The 23423-nt window shown below is 64.9% G+C and carries 20 protein-coding genes, 1 tRNA gene and 1 pseudogene; 10 read left to right on the forward strand and 12 right to left on the reverse strand.

Annotated features, from left to right (window positions below; genetic code table 11):
- Positions 1–53: 53 nt before the first annotated feature.
- The 7 genes from P0D71_RS07850 to P0D71_RS07880 all read left to right on the forward strand — a co-directional run bounded on the left by P0D71_RS07850 (position 54) and on the right by P0D71_RS07880 (position 5601).
- Positions 54–130 (forward strand) — tRNA-Met (locus P0D71_RS07850).
- A 412-nt stretch (positions 131–542) separates the two neighbouring features.
- Entirely contained in the window at positions 543–1088 is a 546-nt protein-coding gene (locus P0D71_RS07855; protein ID WP_408479609.1) for an NUDIX hydrolase, read from the forward strand.
- A gap of 9 nt (positions 1089–1097) precedes the next feature.
- A complete protein-coding gene (gene aat, locus P0D71_RS07860; RefSeq protein WP_408183019.1) occupies positions 1098–1835 on the forward strand; it encodes a leucyl/phenylalanyl-tRNA--protein transferase in 738 nt (245 codons plus the stop codon).
- A 114-nt stretch (positions 1836–1949) separates the two neighbouring features.
- Positions 1950–2771, forward strand: coding sequence for an arginyltransferase (locus P0D71_RS07865; RefSeq protein ID WP_091794680.1), 822 nt, complete (start codon positions 1950–1952; stop codon positions 2769–2771).
- Between the two features lie 79 nt (positions 2772–2850).
- Positions 2851–3912, forward strand: coding sequence for a quinone-dependent dihydroorotate dehydrogenase (locus P0D71_RS07870; RefSeq protein ID WP_408479610.1), 1062 nt, complete (start codon positions 2851–2853; stop codon positions 3910–3912).
- A 127-nt stretch (positions 3913–4039) separates the two neighbouring features.
- Positions 4040–4834: a cystine ABC transporter substrate-binding protein gene (locus P0D71_RS07875; protein ID WP_408479611.1), complete on the forward strand. Its 795-nt coding sequence runs from the start codon at positions 4040–4042 to the stop codon at positions 4832–4834.
- 107 nt (positions 4835–4941) lie between these two features.
- The gene (locus P0D71_RS07880; RefSeq protein ID WP_091794684.1) at positions 4942–5601 is read left to right on the forward strand and encodes an amino acid ABC transporter permease; all 660 of its coding nucleotides are present in this window, start codon (positions 4942–4944) and stop codon (positions 5599–5601) included.
- Positions 5602–5701: 100 nt separating this feature from the next.
- On the opposite strand, the gene P0D71_RS07885 is transcribed toward P0D71_RS07880, so the two are convergent.
- From P0D71_RS07885 to P0D71_RS07910, 6 genes and pseudogenes are all read right to left on the reverse strand, one after another.
- Positions 5702–6700: a Gfo/Idh/MocA family protein gene (locus P0D71_RS07885; protein WP_408479612.1), complete on the reverse strand. Its 999-nt coding sequence runs from the start codon at positions 6698–6700 to the stop codon at positions 5702–5704.
- Between the two features lie 146 nt (positions 6701–6846).
- Complete coding sequence (locus P0D71_RS07890) at positions 6847–7566, reverse strand: FadR/GntR family transcriptional regulator (protein WP_408479613.1); 720 nt, start codon at positions 7564–7566, stop codon at positions 6847–6849.
- Between the two features lie 334 nt (positions 7567–7900).
- On the reverse strand, positions 7901–8467 hold the full coding sequence (locus P0D71_RS07895) for a flavin reductase family protein (protein ID WP_408479614.1): 567 nt from the start codon (positions 8465–8467) through the stop codon (positions 7901–7903).
- A pseudogene (locus tag P0D71_RS07900) lies at positions 8442–8600 on the reverse strand (hypothetical protein); the annotation flags it as partial. The pseudogene P0D71_RS07900 and the gene P0D71_RS07895, both read right to left, overlap by 26 nt.
- Positions 8601–8636: 36 nt before the next feature.
- The gene (locus P0D71_RS07905) at positions 8637–10541 is read right to left on the reverse strand and encodes an alpha/beta fold hydrolase (RefSeq protein WP_408479615.1); all 1905 of its coding nucleotides are present in this window, start codon (positions 10539–10541) and stop codon (positions 8637–8639) included.
- Positions 10542–10701: 160 nt separating this feature from the next.
- Complete coding sequence (locus tag P0D71_RS07910; protein ID WP_408479616.1) at positions 10702–11694, reverse strand: glycosyltransferase family 2 protein; 993 nt, start codon at positions 11692–11694, stop codon at positions 10702–10704.
- Between the two features lie 336 nt (positions 11695–12030).
- On the opposite strand from P0D71_RS07910, the gene P0D71_RS07915 reads away from it, so the two are divergent.
- Positions 12031–13491, forward strand: a complete 1461-nt coding sequence (locus P0D71_RS07915) for an oligosaccharide flippase family protein (protein ID WP_091794695.1) — start codon at positions 12031–12033, stop codon at positions 13489–13491.
- Between the two features lie 44 nt (positions 13492–13535).
- Here the strand turns inward: P0D71_RS07915 and P0D71_RS07920 are convergent, their stop codons facing one another.
- From P0D71_RS07920 to P0D71_RS07945, 6 genes are read right to left on the reverse strand one after another with little or no spacing between them, the layout of a single operon-like run.
- Positions 13536–14690 (reverse strand): glycosyltransferase family 4 protein, encoded by a 1155-nt coding sequence (locus P0D71_RS07920; RefSeq protein ID WP_408479617.1) that lies wholly within the window; start codon positions 14688–14690, stop codon positions 13536–13538.
- Positions 14687–17101: an NHL repeat-containing protein gene (locus tag P0D71_RS07925; protein ID WP_408479618.1), complete on the reverse strand. Its 2415-nt coding sequence runs from the start codon at positions 17099–17101 to the stop codon at positions 14687–14689. The genes P0D71_RS07920 and P0D71_RS07925 overlap by 4 nt, the downstream gene beginning before the upstream one ends.
- Before the next feature lie 13 nt (positions 17102–17114).
- Positions 17115–18272, reverse strand: a complete 1158-nt coding sequence (locus tag P0D71_RS07930; RefSeq protein WP_408479619.1) for a glycosyltransferase family 4 protein — start codon at positions 18270–18272, stop codon at positions 17115–17117.
- Positions 18269–19447 (reverse strand): glycosyltransferase family 4 protein, encoded by a 1179-nt coding sequence (locus P0D71_RS07935; RefSeq protein ID WP_408479752.1) that lies wholly within the window; start codon positions 19445–19447, stop codon positions 18269–18271. Before P0D71_RS07935 ends, P0D71_RS07930 begins: the two co-directional genes overlap by 4 nt.
- Positions 19448–19458: 11 nt before the next feature.
- Entirely contained in the window at positions 19459–21009 is a 1551-nt protein-coding gene (locus P0D71_RS07940; protein ID WP_408479620.1) for an O-antigen ligase family protein, read from the reverse strand.
- Positions 21009–21542, reverse strand: coding sequence for a GNAT family N-acetyltransferase (locus tag P0D71_RS07945; protein WP_408479621.1), 534 nt, complete (start codon positions 21540–21542; stop codon positions 21009–21011). The genes P0D71_RS07940 and P0D71_RS07945 overlap by 1 nt, the downstream gene beginning before the upstream one ends.
- A 349-nt stretch (positions 21543–21891) precedes the next feature.
- On the opposite strand from P0D71_RS07945, the gene P0D71_RS07950 reads away from it, so the two are divergent.
- Both P0D71_RS07950 and P0D71_RS07955 read left to right on the forward strand, forming a co-directional pair.
- Positions 21892–22143 (forward strand): acyl carrier protein, encoded by a 252-nt coding sequence (locus P0D71_RS07950; protein ID WP_408182993.1) that lies wholly within the window; start codon positions 21892–21894, stop codon positions 22141–22143.
- Complete coding sequence (locus tag P0D71_RS07955; RefSeq protein WP_408479622.1) at positions 22140–23423, forward strand: acyl-CoA dehydrogenase family protein; 1284 nt, start codon at positions 22140–22142, stop codon at positions 23421–23423. Before P0D71_RS07950 ends, P0D71_RS07955 begins: the two co-directional genes overlap by 4 nt.

Genomic DNA, 23423 nt, shown 5'->3' on the forward strand with positions numbered 1-23423 from the left:
AAATAGCTATTGCATCCGCGTCCAACTTCTTCTATAATTTTTTCTTCGACGGACGCGGGGTGGAGCAGTCTGGCAGCTCGTCGGGCTCATAACCCGAAGGTCGTAGGTTCAAATCCTACCCCCGCAACCAAGTGCATTCAGCGTGTTCAACGTGGTGCGCAAAAAGGTTCGAGACGTCGAAACAAAACATTGAAGGCTTGCCCAACCGGCAGGCCTTTTTTGTTTTCTTTCCAAATCTTTCATGAAGTGTTGCGCGCTCCGCGCGGCGCACACGTCTTTCCCGCGTCCGCACTCGCATTTCATCAGCGGTTCGCGATCACCACTTGCACTGCCCGCACCACGTTTCGCCCTCACAGTTCAAGTCTCGGGCTCAAGATATTCTGCACCCCAAATTAAATATACCGCCTCCTGTGCCGCAGTCTTCGGCATGCCCCTTGCCAGCTAACCCAATCGTCGCCGAATACCGCGCATCGCTATTTTCCGACGTGAGTAAAATCGCGCCCCAGTGATAAACTCCTATCACCCTTTCCTGCCCCCTTCCTATGAAATTCTGTTCTGTCTGCGGCCACGGCGTCAGTCTGAGCATTCCGCCGGGCGACAACCGCGAGCGCTTCGTCTGCGTCAGTTGCGGCACGGTGCATTATCAGAATCCACGCAACGTGGTCGGCACCGTCCCGGTCTGGGACGACAAGGTGCTGCTGTGCCGTCGCGCGATCGAACCGCGCTACGGCTACTGGACGCTGCCCGCGGGCTTCATGGAAATGGGTGAGACGACCGCCGAGGCGGCATCGCGCGAAACGCTGGAAGAAGCCGGCGCGCGCGTCGAGGTGCAGAGCCTTTTTTCGCTGCTGAACGTGCCGCACGTGCATCAGGTGCATCTGTTCTATATGGCGCGCCTGCTCGATCTGGACATTGCCGGCGGCGAGGAAAGTCTCGAAGTGAAGCTCTTCGAGGAGCACGAAATCCCTTGGGACGAGATTGCCTTTCCCACGGTTGGCCAGACTTTGCGTTTCTTTTTCGCCGACCGTGCCGCCGGCAGCTTCGGCCTGCACACGGGCGACATCTTCCGCTCACTGCGCGAAGGTTGAGCGGCGCGCATGGTTCCCTGGCTCGGCCCCGACGATCCGTTTCCGCCCGTCGAGCGTGCGCTCGGCGCGACCAGTGGCGCGCCCGGCCTGCTCGCCGCCAGCGGCGATCTGCTGCCGTCGCGACTGATCGACGCCTATCGGCGCGGCATCTTCCCATGGTATTCGGACGGCCAGCCGGTGTTGTGGTGGAGTCCCGACCCGCGCATGATCCTGCGCCCGGCCGAATTCAAAGTGTCGCCGTCGCTGCGCAAGACGCTCAGGCGCGTGCTGCGCGAGGACGCGTGGGAAATCCGCGTCGACCATGATTTCGCCGCCGTGATGCGCGCCTGCGCTCAGGCGCCGCGACGCGGACAGCGCGGCACCTGGATCACCGCGGACGTCGTCGAAGCGTATTCGTCGCTGCATCGGGCAGGCGACGCGCACAGCATCGAAACCTGGTTCGAAGGCAAGCGCGTGGGCGGTTTGTACGGCGTGTCGTTCGGCAAGATGTTCTTCGGCGAATCCATGTTCGCGGACGTCACCGACGCGTCGAAAATGGCGCTGGCCGCGCTTGTCGGACACTTGCGCCGTCACGAAATAGAAATGATAGACTGCCAGCAGAACACGTCGCATCTGGCGTCGCTGGGCGGCCGCGAGATAGCGCGCAAGGCGTTCATCGCGCATGTTCGCGCGTCGGTCGAGGCACCGCCGATTCCCTGGCGCTTCGACAAGACCGTGTTGCTCGAGATCGTCGCGCCAGCGGCGTAGGAAGAATCAGGCCGAATCCGGATCCGCCGCCCACCGAGCCGCGGGTCACGCCGCGGGTGGTCAACCGCAAGGCGCCGGGTTTGCATTACCAGAGACGCTTCGAGAGCTGCCAACGTGACTCATCCCAACGAGCTGCCTCTTTCCCCGCTTTCGGCGCTGCAATTTTATGCAACGGCGCCCTACCCCTGCAGTTACCTGGATGGGCGCATCGCGCGCTCGCAGGTCGCCACCCCCAGTCACCTGATCAACTCCGACGTCTACACCGACCTCGTCAAGGCCGGCTTCCGGCGCTCGGGCGTGTTCACCTACCGGCCGTATTGCGACGGTTGCCGCGCCTGCGTGCCAGTGCGCGTGCCGGTCGACCAGTTCGAGCCGAACCGCACGCAGCGCCGCGTCTGGAAGAAACATGGCGAGCTGATCGCCACCGTCGCACCGCTCCATTACGACGAGGAACACTACGCGCTCTACATGCGCTATCAGTCGGCGCGGCACGCGGGCGGCGGCATGGATCGCGACAGCCGCGACCAGTACGAACAGTTCCTGCTGCAGAGCCGGATCAACTCGCGGCTGGTCGAATTCCGCGAGCCGCTGCCGGACCGGCCGGATGCGCCGGGCATTCTGCGCATGATCAGCATGATCGACATTCTCGGCGACGGGCTCTCGTCGGTGTACACGTTTTTCGAGCCGGGTCTGCCCAACACGAGCTTCGGCACCTATAACATCTATTGGCAGATCGAGCAGGCGCGCAGCCTGAAGCTGCCTTACGTGTACCTCGGCTACTGGATCCGCGAAAGTCCGAAGATGGCGTACAAGGCGAATTTCCGCCCGCTCGAAGGTTTGATCGACGGCGCCTGGCGGGTGCTCGATCCCACGGGCATCGACCTGCCGCCGGTCGATCTGGCGATTCACGGCAGGCGCCCGCCGTTCAAGCCGTAAGCCCGCTTTGGCCGATCGCGGCGCACTCGCGCAAGCCGGCCTCATTAATGCGTCAAGGTAACGCCTCAAAGCCGGTAAAATGGCGGGTTCCCATTTTTCGGCCGCCCGGCTTCGTCCCGTGTTCAGTTCCCTCTACCCGCTCGTACGCGCCCAACTCTTTCGCATGGACGCGGAAGATGCTCACCACCTGACCCTGCGCATACTCGGCGCCGCCGGCCGCACCGGCCTCGCCGGCGCGCTCGCGCCGCATGTGCCGGATGCGCCGCGCACCGTGATGGGGCTGACGTTCCGCAATCCGGTCGGGCTCGCCGCGGGCCTCGACAAGGACGGCGCCTGCATCGACGGTCTCGCCGCGCTCGGCTTCGGCTTTATCGAAGTCGGCACGGTGACGCCGCGCGCGCAGCCGGGCAATCCGCGCCCGCGCATGTTCCGTCTGCCGCAGGCGAATGCCGTGATCAACCGGATGGGCTTTAACAACGCCGGCGTCGACCAGTTCGTGAAGAACGTGCAGGCCGCGCGCTACCGCGGCATTCTCGGCCTGAACATCGGCAAGAACGCCGACACGCCGATCGAACGCGCCGCCGAAGACTACCTGTACTGCCTCGAACGCGTGTATCCGTTCGCCAGCTACGTGACGGTCAATATCTCGTCGCCGAACACGAAGAATCTGCGCCAGTTGCAAGGCGCGGGCGAACTCGACGCGCTGCTCGCCGCGCTCAAGGACAAGCAGCAGCGTCTGGCCGACATGCACGGCAAGCTGGTGCCGCTCGCGCTGAAAATCGCGCCGGACCTCGACGACGAACAGATCAAATCGATCGCCGACACGCTGCTGCGCCACCGCTTCGAGGGCGTGATCGCCACCAACACCACGCTGTCGCGCACCGCTGTGACCGGCATGCAATACGGCGACGAAGCCGGCGGCCTGTCGGGCAAGCCGGTGTTCGATGCGTCGAACGAAGTGATCCGCAAGTTGCGCGCGGAAGTCGGCGAGACGGTGCCGATCATCGGCGTGGGCGGGATTTTCTCCGGCGACGATGCGCGCGCCAAGATCGCGGCCGGCGCGTCGCTGGTGCAGCTCTATACCGGCTTCATCTACCGCGGACCAGCACTGGTGCGCGAATGCGTGCAAGCACTGCGCTGAGCGCACGCGTGCGCAGCGCGGCAACCGCGCCAGTAATATAGACATAAACAAACGATATTTTGGTTTCGATAGTCTGCCTTGTTATGCTTTCGTCTGCTAAAACGCCAGACGTAAAAAAAGGAACTCGATGAAATTTGGCTTGTTAAAAAAGATTCTGGTCGCCGGTCTGATCGGCGCGTCGTTCACCGCCGTGACCGCCCACGCCGACGACCTGCTCGATCAGGTCAAGCAGCGCGGCACGCTGCGTATCGGCCTGGAGGGCACCTTCCCGCCGTTCAATTCGAAAGCGCCGTCGGGCGAACTGGTCGGCTACGACGTCGACATCGCCAGGGCCGTGGCCGCGAAGCTCGGCGTGAAGCCGGAATTCGTCACGACCGAATGGAGCGGCATCATCGCCGGTCTGCAGGCGGGCAAGTTCGACGTGATCGTCAACCAGGTGGGCATCACCGACGCGCGCAAGCAGGCGCTCGACTTCTCGCCGGCCTACACGTACTCGGCCGCGCAACTGATCCAGCGTAAGGACGACACGCGCCAGTTCAAGTCGCTCGACGATCTGAAGGGCAAGAAGCTCGGCGTCGGTCTGGGCACGAACTACATGGACATGGCGAAGTCGGTGCCGGGCATCGACGTGAAGACGTATCCGGGCGCGCCCGAGTACCTGCGCGATCTGGCCGCCGGGCGTCTCGACGCAGCGCTCAACGACCGCCTGATGCTCGCGTACCTGATGAAGAACTCGCAGTTGCCGCTGCGCACCGGCGCGAACGTCGGCGCAGGCAACCCGTCCGGCATCCCGTTCAGGAAGGGCAACCCGAAATTCGCCAAGGCGATCGACGACGCGATGACCCAACTCGAAGCCGACGGCACGTTCTCGAAGATCTCGGACAAGTGGTTCGGTATCGACGTCACGAAGCCGGTCAAGTAACACGCGCTGACTGAAACGAAGGGCGGCATCGTCGGCGATGCCGCCCTTCGCGCTTTGACGGCAACGTTTATGATGTGCGCTTTTGCGCGCCAACCCGACCACCGCTCATGTCCACCACTTCCCTGCTCGTTGAATCGCTGCCCGTGCTCGCGCAAGGCGCCGTCCTGACGATCAAGTTCGCGGTTCTGTCGATGTTCTTCGGCCTGCTTGCCGGCGCCGTGCTCGCCTTGATGGGCGTGAGCCACAGCCGCGTGCTGAACTGGATCGCGCGCATTTACGTGAGCGTGATGCGCGGCACGCCGCTGCTGGTGCAGATCTTCGTGATCTACTACGGCTTACCGAGTTTCGGCATTTCACTCGACCCCACGCCCGCCGGTGTGATCGCCCTGTCGGCGAATGTCGCGGCGTACCTGTCAGAGAGCATGCGCGGCGCGATTCTCGGGATTCACAAGGGTCAGTGGCTCGCCGCCTATAGTCTCGGTCTTTCGCGCCGCCAGACGCTGCGTTATGTGATCGCACCGCAGGCCTTGCGCATTGCCGTGCCGAGTCTGTCGAACAGTCTGATCAGCCTCATCAAGGACACCTCGCTGGTGTCGGTGATTACCGTGACCGAACTGCTGCGCAGCGCGCAGGAGATCATCGCCTCGACGTATCAGCCGCTGCCGCTGTATCTCGCGGCGGCTGCGGTTTACTGGGTGCTGTGCCAGGTGCTCGAAAGCGTGCAGCGCTGGTACGAGCGTCGCCTCGCGCTGCCGTCGCGCCACTGAAGAACCGGCGCGCCACCACGGCGGCGCACCAGGAAAGCATCCGCCCGGATAAGCGCCGGATAACGCGGCGCCGCCCGGTCGCTGCGTGCCCAGCCCGCGCTCACTCCCCGGCGAACTTCAGCCCGAGCGCCGCGCGCGCCGCGTCGGCCATCGCGATCATCTGCAACGACTTGGCATGCGGCATCACCGGGCTTTCCACCTGCCCCGCCCGGATCAGTTCGCAGAAGTGCGCCGTCTCGTAGTTCAGGCCACCGCCTTCGAACGGCTCGTCGAGTTCGACCACGCGTCCATCGGCATAGCGGACCGTCGCGCGCGACGGGTTCCACCACGGCTCATGAATCGTGACGTGGCCATGACTCGCCATCAACAACGCATCGCCTTTGCCGTGCAGATCGAGCCCGCAGAACAGCTGGGCGATGCCGCCCTCGTGCCGGCTGTTCAGGCTCGCAAAGGTATCGACGCCGGTCTTGCCGAGCCGCCCGAGCGTCTGCAGCTCATGCGGCGCGCCCAACCAGTCGACGGCGAGAAACATCTCGTAGATCCCGATATCGAGCAGCGCGCCACCCGCATGTTCGAACGACAGCGACGGGTGATCGTCCGGCACGCCCGGCACTGAGCAACCGGCCCGCACCAGCCCCACCGTGCCGATCGGGTCAGCGCTTAGATGCGCGCGCAACTTTCTGTACAGCGGATAGAACGGCGGCTTCATGGCTTCCATGAAGAGCCGTTGCGCGGCGCGCGCGGCGTCGAGCACGCGCTCGAGTTGCGGCTGATTGATGGTGGCGGGTTTTTCGCACAGTACGTGCAGACCGGCTTGCAGCGCGTCGATCGCGTAGCCGGCGTGACTGTCCTGGACAGTGGCGATATAGAGCGCGTCGATACCGCTTGCGAGCAGCGCCTCGAAACTCGCGCAAACCTCGCCGCCGAACTCCGCGGCGAAAGCTGCGGCCGGTTCCGCGCGGCGTGACCACAGCGCGGTCAGTTGCGCCTGTGGCACATGAGCGAGACCTTGAGCGAAGCGACGGGCAATGCGGCCCGTCCCGACGATTCCCCAGCGGACCATGCCGTCCGGCGAGGCTTCCTGCGTTGCGATTGTCATCGTTCCTTCGAGTCCATGCAGTTCAGAACAGGCGCTATTGTCGCGCATGCCACACGCTCTCGCGTAGGGCTGAACTCGCGCCTTTCGTGCTGCGCAGTCTCACAAGGAAAAAACCAGAATCCGGCGTGCCACCGCGGCGGTCACGCTCAGCCGTGCGCCGGCGGGTCCGCAGAAAACTGGCTGCCGACTTCTTCCGCGGTGTAATCGATCATGGCGAGCGAGGCAATTTCCGCTTCCTTCGGATCGCGCCGTTCAATCGCTTCGACCACGCGCTGATGCGAACTCACCGCCGTTTCCCACAGCCCGTCCCGGTCGGTGACGATGGGGTTCACGGTCGATAGCGCGCCGCGAATGATCGCCGCCATCTGCTTGAAGAACTGGTTCCCGCTCGCCACCACGATACGGGTGTGGAACAGTTCGTCGGCTTCCTGATAGCCCGGCTCGCCTGGCCGAATACTGCGGAACCCCTCGAACGCCTCGCGAATCGCGGCGATATCCGCCGCGCTGCCGCGTGCGGCCGCCTGCGCCGACGCGCGCGGTTCGATCAGGATGCGAAACTCGATCACGTCGCGCAGAAACAGCGGATCGGGTTTCGCGCGAAAACGCCATTGCACGACGTCCTCGTCGATCATGCGCCAATCGCTCATCGGCCGGATGCGCGTGCCGATTTTTGGCCGCACGTCCAGCATGTCGCGCGCGAGCAGCATCGACAGCGCCTCGCGCATGACGGTGCGGCTGACGTCGAACTCCTTCGACAGCACATCCTGCGGCGGCAGTATGGCGCCGTACTTCTCTTCGACGATGCCCGTGACCAGTCCATCCATGACCTTGCTCACGAGCGATCGATCTTTGTTTGCGTGTTCCATCACACTCTCCCCGAAGCGGTGTTTGCCCCCGCGTAGCCTGTTGATCGAGCGGCCCTGTGTGTCGTTTTATTGGTGTGACAATGTTGTTCTACGATACGTTGCTAGCTTCAAAACGCTTGCGCCAGTTGGGACACTTCCTGAGAGGGTTATCCCTCTGAAGAATTGTTTCTTCCGTGAAACGCCGCATATCTTGACGGGCCATAAGCTTGCGTTTCAAGCGTGCCTGCGTCGTGAAATTTGCATAGTGCGAAGACGCACGTTGCGAGACGAATTGTCTGATCTGCAACGACCGAGGCGGATATGGACTGGCGGAAAGCGACGGTTGGCATTCGCATCAACGCGTAGTCGCCGCGCGCGGCGGCGAGTTCAGTGCGCCATCCTGAGCCGACACGGATCCGTAGCGTCCGCCGAAAAAAATCAGGGGCGCGTGCTCATCCAGCGAGAACACCAGCACCTCGCCGACGAACAACGTATGGTCGCCGCACGGATGCCGGTCCACCACGCGCGCCGCGAAACGCGCCGCCGCGTGTTCAAGTAGCACGACATCCGGCAACCCCTCGACCGCCGCAAAGCGCGGCGCGAGCCAGCTTTGCGGCTCACCGGCGAAGTGGCGGCTATGCGGCTCCTGCGCCTCGGACAACACGCTCACGCCGAACAACGCGCTGTCCATCAGACGCTCGTGCATACGCGCCCGGTGTCCGACCGAGACGACGACGAGCGGCGGCTTGAGCGAACCCGACATGAAGGCATTGGCGGTCATCGCGTGCAGACTGTCGCCGCTGCCGGTCGAGATCACCACGACCCCGGTCGCGAAGCGCCCCAATGCACGGCGAAAGCGCTGCTCGTCGAAAGCGGCCTGCGCGGGCTGCGGCGTTTCAGCGTGACGTACCCTTGCCTGCATGGCCGTTCTCCTGATCGCGACCGTACTGGTCGTCGAAACGGACGATGTCGTCTTCACCGAGATACCCGCCCGATTGCACCTCGATTATTTCCAGCGGAATCTTGCCCGGGTTGTCGAGCCGGTGCGTGACGCCGTGTCTACACGTCAGCCGACAATTCAGGCGCAGGCATCACGCTTGCCCGAATAAACGAAACGCTCGCGCACGCTTGACAAGCCATTGCGCGGCCCGCGCGCGTCGCCCACCGGCGCGCCTCGCGAGCGGCTCGCGGGCGGTGACGGCGTCGGGCACGCGCCGCTCATTGAAAGTGTCGCGATAGAACGTTTCGAAATACGACATCACGTTTTCCTGCGCGCTGGCCGACAGGATCGCGTGATCGGTGTGCTCGCAAAACGCCGCGCGAATATGCCTGAAGCGCTGCAGCCGCGCGCCACGCACGCCGAAATGGCGCTCGAGTTCTTCGACGCCTTCGTCGAGCACTCCGAAGAGGAGCCGTGTCTCGACACCGTGCGCGTCCACTGCGGCGAGGAGGCGCCGTTCTTCCTGTGCACCGAGTTCAATGCCGCAAATACGTTCGATCCGATCGGCAAGCGTCGCGCCGAACCGCGCAGCGAAGCGTCCCGCGAGTTCGCGCGCGACCGGCCATCCGCCCGTCTGTCCCTTCAGCACGCGCAGCCATTTGCGCGGCTCGCACATCGAGCGCAGATAGCTGCGTGTCGAACCAAAAGCCGCGACCGCGACGGTCGGCTTGCCATGCGCGTCGCAGATGTTCTGCCACGTGAACTTCTGCAAATTCACCAGCACCGCGCCGAGCGCCGCCGGTTCGCGTGCCGCCGCATGCAGGCCGACGTATGCGCCTGCGCAGATGCCGAGCAGCACCGCGCCGCGATGGCCCTGCGCTGTCAGCCAGCGCGCCGCACAGGCGGCGTCGTCGACGCCCGACTGCGCGTACAGCGCGTCGAGGCTCAACGCATCCAACGATGGCATGCTGTCGCCCAGACCACCGAGATCGACTCGTAGCGAAGCAATGCCTTGTCGCGCGAGACGCCTGGCAAAGCGCACGCCAAGCCGCGCATTGCCGATTCGCGAGACCGCGCCTGTATTCAGCAGCAGCGCCGCTGGCGCAGAAACGGCGCCGTGAGCTTCAGGCCGGCAATAGATGCCGAACAGCCTGCCGCCGTCGAGCCATACCGGCGTTTCAACCACGCCGGACTCGACCACGTGGGTCGTCTCGCGATCAGAAGTATGTGGCGCGTGTCCATTGGTATCGCTGATCGTGCCCGCACGCCCGCATGCGATCGCATGAGCCGCGCCATCCGCCAACCAGTTCTCTATCGACTGAAACGCGGACTGCGGAATCTCACTATCGAGCGATTCCATCATGAACCTGCTGTACTCATCGAAAGGCTGCCGTTCAACGTCGACGCCTTGCTCGCGATAGTGCGCAGCCAGCGCGTCGACTCGCGCGGGGTCCAGCGAATCGAGCATGAGCACGCGACCGGCCGGCCGCGGTGCGTCGCGGTTCAGATCGACAGCACGCAGACTCTCCAACGTATCCTGATAGAGGCGAAAGCCGTACGCCTCGACGAAAGCGTCGGTATCCGGCTCGGGCACGCAGTCCATCGCAGCCGGAATCGACAGCCATTGACGATAATGCGCGCGCAGCTCGCGCTGATAGTTCTTGCCCGACAGGACCGGCGCGAGCAGCACAAGGCCGTCCACCCCGCCGAGTTCCTGAGCGGCGAGCGCCGCGAGCGTGCCGCCGAGCCGCAATCCGCACAACGTCACGCGTTCGACACCGAACGATTCGCGCAGCAATGCCACGGCTTGCTTGATGCTGTCGATCCACGCGCGCCAGCGGCCGGGTTCGCTCGCCTCGCCTGCTGAATCGCCCGTGCCCGGGTAATCGAAACGCAGCACCGGCACGCCGCGCGCGGCGAGCCGCTCGGCCAGCCTGCGCATGCCGCGATACGTGCACAGTGCGTCGTAGCCGAACGGATAGCACAACACCACCCCGTCCGGCCCACTCGCCGGATGCAACCAGCCGAACTGGCCATCGAAGACTACTGGCCTCACGCTATGCTCCTCACGGGGTCCTCCCTTTCAACGCATTACAACAAACGTCACATGACTCATATGTACGTCCTGCCACATTGTCTCGGAGTCCGATTCATCGGCGAATGCGCTCGATCCGCTCGATCCGCTCGATGCGGGTGATCGGAAACGGCCAGCGTAGTCAGTTGCCGTGCGGCGCACGCAACGCGAACGTCGAGCGCGCGGCGAGCAGCAAGTGATAGAAGAACCGCGCGCGCAGTCTGTCGCGCATCGGGTAATGCTTCGACAGCAGCACACGCCACGCGGCAGCGGGCTCGCCGGCTCGCGCATAGGCGGAGGCCGCGCGCGGCGCCACGCGGCGCAATGCATCATCACGCGCGGCCTGTGCCGCTGCCGGCACATGGCTCTCGCGCAGTTGCGCAAACGCGTGCATCGCGGGCAACGCATGCGTTGAAATCGACAGCGCCGTTTCGCGCGATACCGAGACGCACTCGTTCACGAAGCAGATCGCCGTTGCGTCGACGCTGAGCCGCAAGCCGAAATCGAAGTCGCACGCTTCGCCGACTTCGGCGGCCGGGCGATATCCAATGCGGCGTGCCGCCAACGTATCGACCAGAAAGCCGTTGTTCGGGAACATCTGGTCGATGCCGGCTAGCGCCGGTATGGGCAAACGGCCGGCACGCTCGGGCACGCGCCGGTAATCGCGATTCAGGCGTTCGCTGGCTTCGGGGCGCGGCGTGCCGTCGTCGGCGATCACGCGCTGCTTGCCGAACGCCGCTGTCAGATCGGGGTAGGTTCGCCAGCATGCATCGAGACGATTCAACGCATGCGGTTCCAGCAGATCGTCGTCGTGCAGGAGCACGAGCCGGGCGCCGCGAGCACGCGCGAACAGGCGATTCACATTGGACGCCTGACCGAGCCGGGGCACGTTGCGTTCGTAACGAATGGGCCGGTCGCTGCGCAAGCGGCAGCGTTCCACGACATGCCGCGCGCTGTCGTCGGTCGAGTCGTCGCCGATCACGATTTCGAACTCGCCATAAGTCTGCGCATGGCAACTGTCGATGGCCTGCTCGAGCAACGCAGGCCGGTTGCAGGTGGGAATGCAGATGGAGATGAGCCGCGCATCCAGTTCACGCGCGCCGCTCCCGCCCTGTTCGTCGATGCGCTCAGCCATGGATGCCTCGCAAACCGCTCGCGCCCAGGTCCCGTTGCATTCTGGCCGACGAGCGGCGCTCGAATCCGGCACGTTTCATTGTCAAACCCCGTTCGATGATTACGCGGCAACAACACAGCCGCGCGGCATTACCTTCTGATGATTTGCATTTAACCCCGCCGGATGGCAAGTATCTGTACGGGCACACACATAGACGCGCCAGGGGCCAGGGCAACATCGAAACCTGCGACGGGCCGACACCGTCGTGTCAAGCGCGCTGCAGAGTGCGACTGCGCACCGACAGCGGCCAGAACGGACCACACCATTGCAGGAATTCAGACGCCGGAAAAGCGCACCATGGAAAGAAGTATCGTCAGGAACATCGTCATCAATTTCGCCGGGGCGATCGCTCCAACGTTTATCTCCCTCGTCACCGTGCCCGCCTATATTCACCTGATGGGCGTCGAACGATACGGCGTGATCAATCTGGTGTGGACCCTGATCGGCTACTTCAGCGTGCTGGATCTCGGCACGAGTCTCGCAACCGAAAATCAGATATCCAAAGCGCGCGCCGCCACGGACGATTCGATCGAGCGCATCTTCTGGAGCGCGTGGTTCATGAATCTGGGCACCGGCATTGTGGGCGGCCTTCTCATTTACGTGGGCACGGTTGTCTATATCACGCACGGCGTGAAGATCGAACCCGCCTTCCAGCGCGAAGTGATGGCGAGCCTGCCGTGGATCGCCGTGGCCGTGCCGATCGCCAACGTCTCATGGGTGTTTGCCGGCGCCATCAACGGCGTGGAGCGCTTCACCAGCTTCAACATCAACCAGACACTGGGCACGGCGCTGTTCCAGTTACTGCCGCTAGCGGCGATCTTCTGCTTTTCGCCCTCGCTCGCGGTGGTGATTCCGGCGGCGGTGGTGGCGCGCCTCGTGGCCGGCCTGATGCTCGGCGCGGCCGCATTTCGCGCGCTCGGGATTCGCCGCGTGCGGATGCCGCAATGGCATGTGATGACCGAACTCTTCCGCTATGGCCGCTGGATGCTGATGTTTTCCGGCGCCAACATGATTGCGTCGACACTCGACCGGGTGCTGGTGGGCGCGCTGCTCGGCGCGCGCTACGTGACGTATTACGCAACGCCGCAGAATCTGATTACGCGCCTGAATCTGCTGCCCATCGCGATGGTGCGCACACTGTTCCCACGCCTGTCGGCCGTGTCCCGCGCGGATGCGGACGCATTGGCGCATAGCGCCCTCGCGTTTCTCAACGGCGCGTTCACGCCGTGCGTGATCGTCGCGCTATTCGCACTCAAGCCTTTCCTCCTGCTCTGGCTGGGGCCGACGGTCGCGGCCGCCGCGCCGGTTGCCAGCGTGCTCGTGCTCGGCGTGTGGCTGAGCGGCCAGTGCGGCATTCTGGGGATCCTGATCCAGGCGCAGACCAGCCCGGCCGCCGTCGCCACGGTGAGCTGGCTCGAATTGCCGGTATTCGCCGGCGCGCTGTGGTGCGGGATTCACTGGTTCGGGATCATGGGCGCGGGTGTCGTCGTCACGCTCAAAGCGCTATTCGACTACGCGGTGCTGCTGGTGTTCGCGCGGCTGCACGTGTGGTCCATCGTGCGCAATATGCTGGCCCACCTCGCGTTCCTGCTAGTAGCAGTCGCGCTCGCCGATTCGATCAGCGCGGTGCCGACGCTCATCGTCGCGGCGCTCGTGCTGGCCCTCGCGAACCTGGGGCTATCGTTGCACGGGTCGAGTGAACTTCGCGGCTTGGTCGGCAAGCTCTGGGCGCGCTTTACGCCGTCCACCACCAGCTAGTCCATAGGATTGAAGCGGGCCGCTGCTGAGCGCGGCCCGCTCTTTCAGATCGAGTTCGAATGCGTGACAGTGTCCGGCACTACTCGTGCAACCGCCGTCATACCGCGTGTGGCGATGCTCGCAAAGCGGCGCGGCTGGCAGCTCGCCAAAGTGCGTTCGTAGATCGACAGATAGCCGTCGCTCACCTGCTGCACGCTGAATTTGTCGAGCTTGCAGAGCGCGCGTGCGGACAGCGCCGCATGCGCATCGTGCGCGCTCAGCAGATGCCCGAGCGCCTGCGCCAACGCAGCCGGGTCCTGCACCGGCACGAGCACGCCGGCTTCGCCGCCGTCGAGCATCTCGGGAATGCCGCCCACGCGCGTCGCCACGATCGCCCTACCTAATTCACGCGCTTCACACAGCACGAGGCCGGCCGCCTCGTAGTGCGAGGCGAGCACGAACACGTCGGCCTGCGCGAGATACGCACGCGGGTCGGCGACAAAACCTTCGAAACGCACCTGCGCGGCGACACCCAGTTGCCGAGCCAGCGCTTCCATGGCACCGCGATCCGGACCGTCGCCGACGAGATACAGGACCGCGTGCGGCACGCGCTCGCGTAGCAGCGCGAAGGCATGCAGCAGATCGCCGATCCCCTTGCGCTCATACATGCCCGACACCGTGACGACGCACGGATGCGCCAGTTGCGGTTGCGCGGGCACCGGCGTGTCGGCGAGGCGCGGCGTGCCGATCGTGCCATTACGCACGACACTCAGGCGCGCCGGCGCAATGCCGCGCCGCGCCATCGCCGCGGCCACCGCATCGCTGACCGCCACCACGTGATCGCCGACGCCCATCAGCGTGGCGCTGCGCTGAAACTCGTTGTGCACCGTGGTGATCAGCACGTAGCGCCGCCGCAGCGCGCTCACGCGAGCGATCAGCGCGCCGGTCATCATGTGCGCGTGCACGACGTCGGGGTCGACCTGCGCGACCAGCCGTCTGAAGCCCGCCACCATGCTAGCGACACGCGACGGTCTGGGCGATTGCGGCAACAGCACGTGACGCACGCCGTGCCGCGCCAGCAGAGCTTCAAAGCCGCCGCCCGCCGAGGCCACCGTCACGTCGTGGCCGGCGCGCGCCTGCAGGCAGGCAAGGTCGACCATCACGTTGACGATGCCATTGCCGACGCATTGCGCGTGATTGGCGAGGTGAATGATTTTCATGGAGTCTGCGCGACAGTCGTTGAATGAGGGGCAGCCGCGGCAAGCGGCGCCGAGGGCGGCGTGAAGCGGTACATCAGCGCCTTGCCGTAGGCGTCTTCTTCCACCAGCACGAGGTATTCGCCCGAGGCGAGGCGATGCGCGGTCATCGGCATGGGCACGTCGACCCAGCCGCTCGTCGAGCCGACTTCCTTGCCCGGCGAGAGGCGGCCGACGTCGCGTCCGCTCGCGCGGTCGTACACACGCACCACGGCGCCGCGCGTTTCGACGGCGAACACGTAGTCGCCCGCCACGGCAAAGCCGCTGATCGACGACCAGTCCGGCGCGCCGCGGTCGGGCAAGCCGATTACATAGCGCAGCACCGGCTTGCCGCTTTTCCAGTGGTCGTAGCGGGCCAACTGCGAACCCGCGCCATTCCAGTTCTCCTGAACGAATGGATGCGCGGGTGTCGAGCCGGAGACGAACATGCTGTCTTCGTCGGGGAAATAATTCAGGCGCGCGATCCGGTAGAACGGCGCGGGCGGCGCATATTGCCGCATCGCCGAGTAGCGGTAGATCGGGTTGCCGACGCGGTCGAAGCCCTGCAGCGCAAAGCAGCGTATGCCCTGCGATTCGGTGCCCTGCCAGATATCGCCGCGGCTATCCACCCACCAGCCGCGCATTGGCGGCGCGTCGGCGTTGCGAATGTTCTGGTCGAATGCCTGTGGAGAGAAGTCGCCCTTGCCCGTCGTATCGCGCCAGATCCATTCGCCCTGGCGCGGCTGATTGGGCGGCCACGCGCCGTCGATATGCGACTGCGAGAAGAGCCCTGCGGGAATCGCGGTCTCGCGGTCGTCGGCGAAACGGTAGATCCTCAGATACGAGGAGTACATGTCGGTCGTATAGAGCAGACGGTGACCGCGCACGTCGCGCACCATCGGCATACCGCGCTGACCGCCGAGATAGAGATGAAAATATGGATCGTACGGATAGCGGAAACGGTCCGCGGTGTAACCGGCATACGCCCACTCCTGCCCGAGTGGCCGCGAAAGATCGAGCGTGAAGCGCTTGCTGCCGCTGTACACCGAAGGCGGCTCGCCATCCACGAACTGCGCGCCGTCGACGAATAACAGTCCCTGCAGACTGAAGCGCTGTTTGCCATCGGGCGTATAGCTTTCGAGCAGCGCGCCGTCGTAGGTGCTCGGACCCGTGCCGAACGGGCGCGGACCCGCGCCGTTCATCGACACATAGACGTTGCCGCCGCGGTCCACGCCCACTCCCGTCAGCCCGTTGAAGCGCCGTGGCCCCGGCGCGCCGGCCCGGCCCGCGTAGATGCCGCCCTCCTGTCCGAAGCTCGCCGACAATTGCATGCCCGCTCCCTGCGGAGTCGTCGCGCCGGGGACCGCAGTGAAGATCAGGATCTGCTGGCGCACGCCGTTGTCGGCGATCAACAGGCGCCCGCGCGCGTCGACCGTCAGGTCTACGGGCACCACGCCGTCGGGCAATGCGAGTTCGCCCAGACGGGCGCCATCGCGTGCATGGTGAATGACGCGCCGCGCGCTGTCCGTGCGGCTGTTCTCAATGGCCCACAACGAGCCGTCGGAAGCGAGCGCAAGCCGGCCAGGCTCGGGCACCGGGAACGCACCGACCGCTTGCATGGTTTGCGCGTCGTACACCTGCACGCGGTTATCGAGCAGATTCGAAACGAATAGCCGCGTGTCGTCCGCGGCGAGGCCGCGGACCGCGTAGTCGGTCTTGTCGGAATAGGTGGAGATCAACAGATACGCGAGCCGGCTGCCGGCGGGAAACTTCACCTGGCCGGCGAACGGCACGCCGTCGCGTAGGTCGGCCCGGCTGCGGCGCGCCACGCCCGTCCACACTTCGCCCTCGCGCGGGGTCGCGCGGTGCTTCGCCTCTTCGTTGCCGAGGCTCACCATGGTTTGCGCGACGTACACGTACTCGCTGTTCACGGCGATCGCGTCGCCGCCCATCATGCCCCAGCCATGCGACTCGCCGCCGTGCCGCACCAGCTCGCCGTTGCGGTACTGGCCGAGTTCGCCGCCGCCTTCGTCCCAGGGCGCGTTCGTGAATACGTCGCCATCCGGCGTGACGGCGAGCGCCTGCACGTCGATCTGCATCCAGCGATGATCGGCATAACCCCACGTATTGCCGATCCACGAGGTTCGGTAGGAAAGCGAAGGATGGGCGGACGCCGCCTGCACTTCGGCGGCGGGCCGGCTGGCCGCGGCTGCGGCGACGGTCGTTGCGGTTGCGGTTGCGTTGGGAGTGGTAATGGCTGCCGCCGCCTCAGTGGTCAGCGCCGGCCCGTGAATCGTCCACCCCGAACCAGCCGCGCCGATCACCACCAGCACAGGCAAGGCCACGGCGATTACGCACACCAGGCGCTCGAAGGTTTTGCGTGCGGTGCTTCGCATGATCACGGGCGTATCAGAATGCGCTGATCGCTTCGCGATAGACGCGCGCAACCTGCGCGGCAACCACCGGCCGGTCGAAATGCGCGCTCGCATACGCACGGCACTTCTCGGCATCCGGTACCACGCGGCGCCCGAGCAGGACGTCGGCAATCCCTTCTCCGAGCGAGCGGAAACCGCTCGACGGCAGTACCAGTTCGGACGACAGCGGCGCCACCGCTTCCGGCAGTCCGCCCACCGGCGTCACCAGCACCGGCGTGCCCGCGGCGAGCGATTCGATCGTGGTGAGCCCGAAGCCTTCGAGCGACACCGTCGGCACCACCGAAAGATCGGCGGCCCGATACCACAGCGGCACTTTCTCGTCGGCCACGAAACCCGCCAGCCGTACATTGCGTTCCAGCCCGCGCGAAACAATGCGCGCCTGCAACTGAGCTTCCAGCGGCCCCTTGCCGGCGATGATGAGAAGTACGTCCGGGATCATCGGCTTGACGAGCGCCATGGCGTCGATCAGGTCTTCGAGGCCCATTCGCGACACGAGACGCCGCATGCAAAAGAGCAGCGGCCTGTCCTGCGGCAAACGCAAACGCCCGCGCGCCTCGCGCCTGGTCGCCCGCGTATTGAAGTGCGCCACGTCGACACAGCCCGGCACGATACGAATGCTGTCCTCACGCACGCCGTAGTTCTCGTGAAGCAGCCGGCCAAATGCCTGCGAAAGCACGATATGCCGCGTCCCGCTGCGATAGACGAAGCGCTCCAGCGCGACGCGCATGGCGCGCGACCAGCCGCCACCACCGCCCGGAAACGATTCGGCCGCCCACGGTCCGTGAAAATGCACGACCTTCGGCACGCGCCGGAACACGCCGACAGTCGGCGCCGCGTAGAGCGCGAAATGCGAGGCGACCACATCGGGCATCTTCGCGGCGCGCAGCGCGCGCGACTGCACGCGCGAACCCCACAGCCGCGTGCCGAGTTGCGACTGCGCGCCGGCAAAAGCCAGCACGCGGCCGCCCGACGCATCGAACACGCCCGGTGTGCCCGCCACCATGCCGCGCACATTGACGCCCTGCTCGGGCAGCGTATCGATCAATGCCTTGAACATGCGGTCGAGCCCGCCCGGCCGCTCGTTGAACCAGTGCATTCCGATTTGCAGTGATTCGATCGACGTATCGCTCATAGTTCCGCCGATGCGGTCGCACACGCCGCCGGCAGCTCGCGCGCCGCGCGCCGTGCATGCACCTGTTCGTAGACGGACAGATAGCGCTCAGCCATCGCCTGCCAGCTCAACGTGCCGGCCACCGCGCGCGCGGCGAGCCCAAGGCGTCGCGCGTAATCCGGCTCTCTGGCGAGATGTTCGATCGCCACGGCAAGCGCGGCGGCGTCGTTGGGATCGTCGAGCACGATACCGCTGCCGCACGCGATCACTTCCGCGCCGCCCGCGGTGCGCACGGTGATGACCGGCAATCCGGCGGACAACGCCTCCAGCAGCACGAGCCCCATCGGCTCGTAGCGCGAGGGAAACACGAACGCATCGACCGAGCGCATCAGCGCGGGCATGTCCATTACCATGTCCGTGAAGTGAACCCGCTGCGTCAGTCCGAGCGATTCCACCAGCGCGGGGTAAGGACTGTTGTGCAGAATTCCGGCGACCGCGAGATGCACTTCGGGGGACGTGCGTACGAGCGCATGCAGGACGGTGTCGAGATTCTTGCGCGACATACGCAGGTCGCCGGCGAACAGCAGCATGAACGGCGCTTGCGGCAGATTGAAACGGGCCCGCTCCGGTGTACCGGGCGTGAACTCGCCGACATCGACACCGTTGTGTATCACCTGTACCCGTGCCGAGCCGATGCCCAGCGCGCGAACTTCGCCGGCCACCTTCTGCGAGACCGGCACGATCACCTCGGCATGCCGGAACGCCCACTTTTCGCACAGGATATTCAGCAACGTGTAGACGACCTGGTACGCGTGATACAGGTTGTGCAGCAGCCTGAACGGATAGAAGCCGCAGCGATACCAGCCGTCGTGGACGAAGTGCGCGGCGTTGACATCGGCACGCGCCCACGCAATGAAGCCGTTCACATGCACCACGTCGAATTCGTCGCGATGCGCGCGAATCCATGCGCCGCAACGCCACGCGAACATCTGGTACTGAAGCAGCTTGGTCGGCAAACCGCTGGTGGGAACCTGCACGAAATGCACGTGAGGGTGCTGCACCAGTTCAGGCGCGGCCTCGGCGGCGAGCAGCGTCACCGCATGACCGGCGGCGAGCGCCGCCAGCACGATCTCATAGTTGACCCGCCCCTGCCCGTCGTTTTTTCGCACGACGTGGGTGACGATCAGAATCCGCATCCTTGTGTCCTTCATCTGGATATCTTGTTGTGCCGTAGTGAAGCAACGGCGGCCGCGCCCTGCCGTTCACGCGCATAACGCAGCGAAATCACGGGCAGCGTCACACCGAGAAAGAAAAACATTCCCGACACGGAGGTCAGCGTATTGATGAAAATCATCATCGAGAAAATCGCCACCGCCACGCCCACACCGGAAATCGCCAGCAGGTCGGTCGGATGCAGCCGGCTCGCCCGGTACGCGCGCCAGAGCAACACGAATACGCCGGTGGCATAGAGCAGCGTGCCCGGCCACCCCATCACGAACGGGACTTCCATCAGGCCGCTGTCGAAATCGACCCTCGCCGCGGATGATTTGTCGTCGGAGAGCTTGGTGCCAAGGCCGATCGTGCCGAGCCCCTGTCCCGCGATATCGGTAAACGCCGAGGAGAAAAAGCTCTTGTAGAACTCGGCGCGCGCCTGATAGCTGTTGTCCTCGCCGAGATTCTGCATCGTGCTGAAGCGCTGGATCACCGGTTCGGCAACCTGATCGATCATCATCAGCGGCGCGGCCATCACGGCGAGCCCAAGCACGCCGGCCATCAACCGCATGCGGCTCCTGCCGTCGAGCATGAGGAACGAATACACGATCGCGATCGCAAAACCGCCCCACGTGCTGCGCGCGCTCGTGAGCAGCAGCACGGGAATGCCCACGCAGCCCAGCACGATGCGCGCCTTGCCGCGCGCCGCGAGCGACATCAGCAGAATCGTCATGAGCGTGACCGCGAACGGGCCGCACGAATTCATCGTGCTGCTCACACGCATGCCGAACGGCACCGGTTGCCCTTCGGATTGCATTTTCGAAGCGATCAGCCAGAACGCGTCCCACGGCATCGGCGAAACGAATTCGACCAGGCCGTACACGCTCATCAGGAGTCCGCCATAAACGAATGTTTTCAGCAACACGCGGTGATAGTCGGGATAGTGGCGCCATGTGACGGTGAGATAAAACGCCACCATCACGGGATACAGCCAGTTGATGAGCGTGTAAGTCGCGGCGGCGGGACCGACCTGCGCCATGCCGACCACATACGCGTACAGCAGCGCGATCACGATCAGCACGAGCGGCGCCGCGCGGCGCTGCCCCAGCAGCGAGACGTGCTTGAGCAAGGTGAGGCCGGTGAGCGCGACCGCGAGCAGAGGCGCGATCATGATCGGGCTTTGATCGTTGAACGAGCCGTTGACGAAGTCGGCGAGACGGCGCACTTCCGGCGTCAGGAAAAACAGCCAGCAGACGAAGCCGAGGTAATGCGCGGGCGAGCGCCAGTAGAACAACAATGCAATGCCGAATGCGCCGAGCGGAAAGAAGTATTCGACCACCCTGCCCTGATGCAGCGCGACCAGGCCCAACGTCACCGCAAATAGCAGCAGCGGCAGGCGCAGTGGATGGCGCAGGCCCCTCGCCCGCGCACCGACGGCCGGCGCGGCGGATGCGGGTGGCGCGCCCGGCGAAGTGCGTGGTATGTCCGGCGTCGGTCTTGCGAGTGCAAGCTGTGCGCTGGAAGGCGTGACGAGCATTCGCCCCATCACAGCAACTCGAACGTATTCACGAGCACGGCGGCGCCGCGCTCGCGGCGACGCGCACCGAAAAGCGGCTGACTGACGCGCGCCTGACGTGTGAGGCCGATGAATGGCACGCCATGTTCGAGATAAGGTCCTTCCGTCTTGCGAAAGCCGAATTGCTCGTAGAAGCCGCGCAGACCGAGCGGCGCGCTGACACGCGTGGCATGTCCCGGCCAACGTTCGGCGATTGCCTGCAGCACGCGTTCGAGCAGCAGTTCGGCGGTGCCGTCGCCGCGTCGCAGCGGACTCGTCAGCACCTTGTCGATGGTGATCTCCGGGTCTTCCGCGTCGCCGGGTTGCACACGTGCGTAAGCGAGAATCGGCATGGAGCGCGCCATGTCCTCAACCGCGAACACGTGCAACGCATTTTCGTCGCGGCCGTCGGCGTCCAGACAGACATGCGACTGTTCGACTACGAACACAGCGCTGCGCGCCCGCAGGATCAGATACAACTCGCGTGCCGAAAGCTGATCGAATTCCAGCGTTTTCCAGTTCATCACGTTCCCCAGCGGTCAATAAGTTCAACGAGACCGGCTTTACGCGCCGGCTTCGACGGCCTGGCTGCCTGCGCCGGTCCGTTCTGATGGCTACACGGTACGTCCGCAAACCGCGTGTTTCCGTGCGCCATCGCACTGACGCTGGGCTTTGACAATTCTTAAATACGGGACATCGGGCACGGCGTGGCAAAGCGCCGCCTGAAACCGCACGCAATCACTGTGACCGCGCCGCCACTGGCAAATCGACCACGCCCGCAAGCGCCGCGCGCAATCGACACAAGAAACGATCACGTGCATTCGATCGATGTCCGCGACATTCGAGACCGTTGAACAACTGGGGGACCACACCATGAAAACCGCATTGCGACGCATCCTTTCCGAATCGGCGCGCCTCGACGTCGCGCCGGAGAGCCTCGCCGACGACGCCGACCTGTACGCCGCGGGCTTGTCCTCACTCGCGACCGTGCATCTGATGCTGGCCATCGAAGACGAATTCGGCATTGAAATTCCAGACCGTTTGTTGACGCGGCGGCTTTTCTCGAGCATCGATTCGATGGCCGCCGCGGTAACCGAGCTGCAACAGGCGAAGGCGGCAGCATGAACGCCCCGCTGCTGGATGCGGCGGCTTCGCTCGCCCCTACCCAGGTGCCGGCCCTCGACGAAGGCGGCCCGCCTGCCGTGCTGAGCGCGGTCGAAGCCGAACCCGGCTGGCGCGCGGCGGCGCAACGCTGCGCCGCAGTGGCCGCGCAGTTCGCGGATTCGGTGGATCGTGAGGCACGCTTTCCGCGCGAAGCGTTCGACGCGCTCAAACGCGAGCGCCTGCTTTCGGCCATGGTGCCGGCCGCATTCGGCGGCGCGGGGCTGTCGCTCGCGGACGTCGGCGCGATCTGCGAAACGCTTGCGCAAGGCTGTGCGTCCACCGCGATGGTGTACGCGATGCACCAGATCCAGGTGGCCTGTATCGAGGCGCATGGCAGCGACTCGGCGTGGCACCGGCAGTTGCTCGCGCAACTGGTCGAGAACCAATGGCTGCTGGCTTCGGCCACCTCCGAAGAAACCATCGGCGGCAATATGCGCACCAGTGCATGCGCAGTCGAGCTCGACGCTGCGCGCTTTCGCATCGAAAAGCTCGCACCGACGATCTCTTACGGCGCGCACGCCGACGGCATTCTGGTCACGGCCCGCCGCACCGCCGAGTCGGCTGCGGCGGATCAGGTGCTGATCGTCGCGTTGCGCGCCGACACGCAATTGGAAAAGCGCGGCGGCTGGGATTCGATGGGCATGCGCGGCACCTGCAGCGAGGGCTTCCGGCTCGTCGCCACGGGTCTGGCCGAACAGATCCTGCCGACGCCCTTTGCCGAGATCGCCGATCAGACCATGCTGCCGGTCTCGCACACGCTGTGGGCCTCGGTCTGGACCGGTGTGGCCAGCGACGCGGTGAATCGCGCGAAAGTGTTCTTTCGCGCGCAGGCGCGCTCGAAACCCGGTGAGATTCCGCCGGCCGGCCTGCGCCTCGCCGAAGCGGTCGGTCTGCTGCAGATGATGCAGGCGCGCCTCGCGGTCGCGCTGGAGGCGGCGCGCGCCGCCCACCAGGCACGCCATGGCGGCTCGCAAGCCGATGCGCCGCTCGCGGCCATGCTCGGCTTCGCCTCCGACATGAACACGCTGAAGACGAGCATCTCCACCACCGCGCTGCAGGTCGTGCAGGAAGTGCTGATGATCTGCGGCATGGCGGGCTACAAGAACGGCACACCGTACAGCGTGGGACGCCATTTACGCGACCTGTACTCCGCGCCGCTAATGATCAACAACGACCGCATTGCGCAGAACACCGCGAGCCTGTTGCTCGCGCAACGTCCTGCCGCCCCGGGGAGAGCCTGA

This window comes from Paraburkholderia sp. RL17-383-BIF-A, assembly GCF_046028015.1.
GTDB lineage: Bacteria > Pseudomonadota > Gammaproteobacteria > Burkholderiales > Burkholderiaceae > Paraburkholderia.

Coding starts and splice junctions, on each gene's coding strand:
- P0D71_RS07955 (WP_408479622.1), top strand. CDS start 22,140: ATGAACGCCCCGCTGCTGGATGCGGCGGCTTCGCTCGCCCCTACCCAG.
- P0D71_RS07920 (WP_408479617.1), bottom strand. CDS start 14,690: ATGAAAATCATTCACCTCGCCAATCACGCGCAATGCGTCGGCAATGGC.
- P0D71_RS07915 (WP_091794695.1), top strand. CDS start 12,031: ATGGAAAGAAGTATCGTCAGGAACATCGTCATCAATTTCGCCGGGGCG.
- P0D71_RS07895 (WP_408479614.1), bottom strand. CDS start 8,467: ATGCAGGCAAGGGTACGTCACGCTGAAACGCCGCAGCCCGCGCAGGCC.
- P0D71_RS07930 (WP_408479619.1), bottom strand. CDS start 18,272: ATGAGCGATACGTCGATCGAATCACTGCAAATCGGAATGCACTGGTTC.
- aat (WP_408183019.1), top strand. CDS start 1,098: ATGGTTCCCTGGCTCGGCCCCGACGATCCGTTTCCGCCCGTCGAGCGT.
- P0D71_RS07875 (WP_408479611.1), top strand. CDS start 4,040: ATGAAATTTGGCTTGTTAAAAAAGATTCTGGTCGCCGGTCTGATCGGC.
- P0D71_RS07890 (WP_408479613.1), bottom strand. CDS start 7,566: ATGGAACACGCAAACAAAGATCGATCGCTCGTGAGCAAGGTCATGGAT.
- P0D71_RS07940 (WP_408479620.1), bottom strand. CDS start 21,009: ATGGGGCGAATGCTCGTCACGCCTTCCAGCGCACAGCTTGCACTCGCA.
- P0D71_RS07950 (WP_408182993.1), top strand. CDS start 21,892: ATGAAAACCGCATTGCGACGCATCCTTTCCGAATCGGCGCGCCTCGAC.
- P0D71_RS07910 (WP_408479616.1), bottom strand. CDS start 11,694: ATGGCTGAGCGCATCGACGAACAGGGCGGGAGCGGCGCGCGTGAACTG.
- P0D71_RS07935 (WP_408479752.1), bottom strand. CDS start 19,447: ATGCGGATTCTGATCGTCACCCACGTCGTGCGAAAAAACGACGGGCAG.
- P0D71_RS07855 (WP_408479609.1), top strand. CDS start 543: ATGAAATTCTGTTCTGTCTGCGGCCACGGCGTCAGTCTGAGCATTCCG.
- P0D71_RS07885 (WP_408479612.1), bottom strand. CDS start 6,700: ATGACAATCGCAACGCAGGAAGCCTCGCCGGACGGCATGGTCCGCTGG.
- P0D71_RS07925 (WP_408479618.1), bottom strand. CDS start 17,101: ATGCGAAGCACCGCACGCAAAACCTTCGAGCGCCTGGTGTGCGTAATC.
- P0D71_RS07880 (WP_091794684.1), top strand. CDS start 4,942: ATGTCCACCACTTCCCTGCTCGTTGAATCGCTGCCCGTGCTCGCGCAA.
- P0D71_RS07945 (WP_408479621.1), bottom strand. CDS start 21,542: ATGAACTGGAAAACGCTGGAATTCGATCAGCTTTCGGCACGCGAGTTG.
- P0D71_RS07870 (WP_408479610.1), top strand. CDS start 2,851: ATGGCGGGTTCCCATTTTTCGGCCGCCCGGCTTCGTCCCGTGTTCAGT.